This is a genomic window from Leisingera sp. F5 (assembly GCF_001593695.1).
Window position 1 is genome coordinate 1 of sequence record NZ_LUKH01000416.1, and the last position, 2,522, is coordinate 2,522.

Annotated in this window: 3 protein-coding genes and 1 pseudogene; all 4 read left to right on the forward strand. The window is 61.9% G+C overall.

Annotated elements, in window-relative coordinates:
* Window positions 1–325: pseudogene (locus A2I95_RS31170) on the forward strand (ectoine utilization protein EutA); the annotation flags it as partial.
* Between the two features lie 18 nt (window positions 326–343).
* On the forward strand, window positions 344–1,351 hold the full coding sequence (gene eutB / locus A2I95_RS31175) for a hydroxyectoine utilization dehydratase EutB (protein ID WP_291736061.1): 1,008 nt from the start codon (window positions 344–346) through the stop codon (window positions 1,349–1,351).
* Window positions 1,344–2,336, forward strand: a complete 993-nt coding sequence (eutC, locus tag A2I95_RS31180) for an ectoine utilization protein EutC (protein WP_027257888.1) — start codon at window positions 1,344–1,346, stop codon at window positions 2,334–2,336. Before eutB ends, eutC begins: the two co-directional genes overlap by 8 nt.
* 19 nt (window positions 2,337–2,355) lie before the next feature.
* The coding region (locus tag A2I95_RS31185; protein ID WP_291736065.1) for an aminopeptidase P family N-terminal domain-containing protein at window positions 2,356–2,522 on the forward strand (167 nt) is incomplete at its 3' end.

The window sequence follows — 2,522 nt, forward strand, 5'->3', positions numbered from 1 at the left end:
GGTGACGGATGAGCTGGCGCAGTATTTTGCCACACACGGCCCGGAGGTGGTCAATGCCGCCTGTTTCGGGCTGACCGATGACCGCCAGATGGCGCGGATCTCCGAGGACAGCATCATCGAGGCCGGAATTGCCGCCTGCGATGCCGGGGCGGATGCGCTGTTCCTGTCCTGCACCGCGCTGCGCGCCGCGACTTGCGTGCAGCGGATTGAGGACCGGCTGGGCAAGCCGGTTGTCAGCTCAAACCAGGCGATGGTCTGGCGCTGCCTGCGCCTGGCCGAAATCAGTGATCCGGTGCCGGGCTACGGCCGGCTTTTTGAACTCTAACCAGGCAAGACAGGTCCGATGACAAAGAAAATCACCCTACAGGACAGCTATCAGGCCCGGGCGCGGATTGCCGGGCGCATCCGGCAGACCGCCCTGGTGGAGTCGCCTTCGCTGAGTGCGCTGAGCGGCGGGCAGGTCTCGCTGAAGCTGGAGAGCAGCCAGATCACCGGCAGCTTCAAGCTGCGCGGCGCCACCAATGCGGTGCTGTCGCTAACCGACGCGCAGCGCGCGGCGGGGGTTGCGGGCGTCTCCACCGGCAACCACGGGCGCGGGCTGGCCTATGCGGCGGCGCAAGCCGGGGTGCGCTGCGTCATCTGCATGTCGGAACTGGTGCCGCAGAACAAGGTCGAAGGCATCAAGTCCCACGGCGCCGAGGTGCGCATCACGGGCCGCTCGCAGGATGACGCGCAGGTGGAGGTTGACCGGCTGGTGGCGGAGGGCATGACAATGCTGCCGCCTTTTGACCACCGCGATATCATCGCCGGTCAAAGCACCGTGGCGCTGGAAATTCTGGAACAGGCGCCGGATCTGGACACTGTGCTGGTGCCCTTGTCGGGCGGCGGGCTGATTTCCGGCGTGGCGATGGTGATGAAGGCAGTGAACCCGAAAATCCGCGTGATTGGCGTGTCGATGGAACGTGGCGCGGCAATGTATGAATGCCTGCAGGCTGGCAAACCTGTCCTGGTTGAGGAAAAAGCCACGCTTGCGGATTCTCTGGGTGGCGGCATCGGGCTGGATAACGCTTATACCTTTGAAATGACAAAAATTTTTGTCGACAATGTTGTTCTTGTTTCCGAAACAGAAATCGCCGCGGCCATCCGTCATGCGTATTTCGAAGAACGCCAGGTGATCGAAGGTTCAGGCAGCGTCGGCATCGCTGCCCTGCTGGCCGGCAAAATCGAAAATCCGGGGCGCTGCGTGTCGCTCGTGAGCGGCCAGAACATCGACATGGCCCTGCACAAGCGGATCATCGATGGTGAAGATGTCGACGTGGCGGCCGAGACCAAGGGAGGGGCAGATGCCTGACATCAAGATTCTGACCGAAGCGGAACTGCGCGATCTGGTGCCGTTGGATAAGGACGCGGTGGATTGCGTCGAGCGGAGCTTCACGACCCTTGCCGGGGGCAAGGTGGTGATGCCGCCGATCCTGACGCTGCCTGTGCCTGACCACAATGGCGAGGTCTGTGTGAAAACCGCCTATGTGCCGGGTATCGACAGCTTTGCCATGAAGATGAGCCCGGGTTTTTTCAACAATCCTAAGCTCGGCCTGCCGAGCACAACCGGGCTGATGGTGGTGTTTTCCAGCAAGACCGGCATTCTTGAGGCGCTGCTCTTGGACAATGGCTATCTCACCGACGTGCGCACCGCCGCTGCTGGTGCTGTCGCCGCACGCCACCTCGCGCGCGCGGACGCGGCGCATGTCTGCATCATCGGCGCCGGCGTGCAGGCGAAAATGCAGCTTCAAGCAATGACACTGGTGCGCGAAATCAAAAGCGCCGTGATCTGGGCACGGGATATTGCCAAGGCTGAGGCCGCTGCTGCAAGCCTGCGCGAAGAGCTTGGGCTGGAAATTTCGGTCAGCACGGGCATCAGAGAAGCCGTTTTGTCAGCTGACATCGTGGTCACCACCACCCCCGCAGCCGAACCTGTGATCAAGGCGGAGTGGCTGAAGCCGGGGCAATTGGTCATCGCCATGGGGTCGGATCAGGAGCACAAATGCGAGCTTGAGCCTGCCTGCCTGACCAAGGCAGCCTTGTATGTGCCAGACAGCCAGGCACAGTGTGCAGTCAAGGGCGAGCTGCGCAGCGCCACCAAGGCGGGGCTGATCGCCAAGGATCGCAGTTTTTCCGAACTGGGGGATGTCACCTCAGGCAAGACCCCCGGCCGCCAGTCGGACGGTGATCTGATCATCGCCGACCTGACCGGCACCGGCGTTCAGGACACCGCCATCGCAACTCTTGCAGGCTCCCGCGCAGATGCGGCGGGCGCCGGCACCACTTTTACCAGCTGATCAACCAGGAACCACGCATATGGCAGACCCCAAGCTGTATTTCTCCCGCTCTGAATACCAGGCGCGTATCAAAAAAACCCGGTCCGAGATGGCCCGCCGCGGCATTGATCTTTTGATCGTCACCGACCCCTCGAATATGAATTGGTTGACTGGCTATGACGGCTGGTCGTTCTATGTGCATCAGTG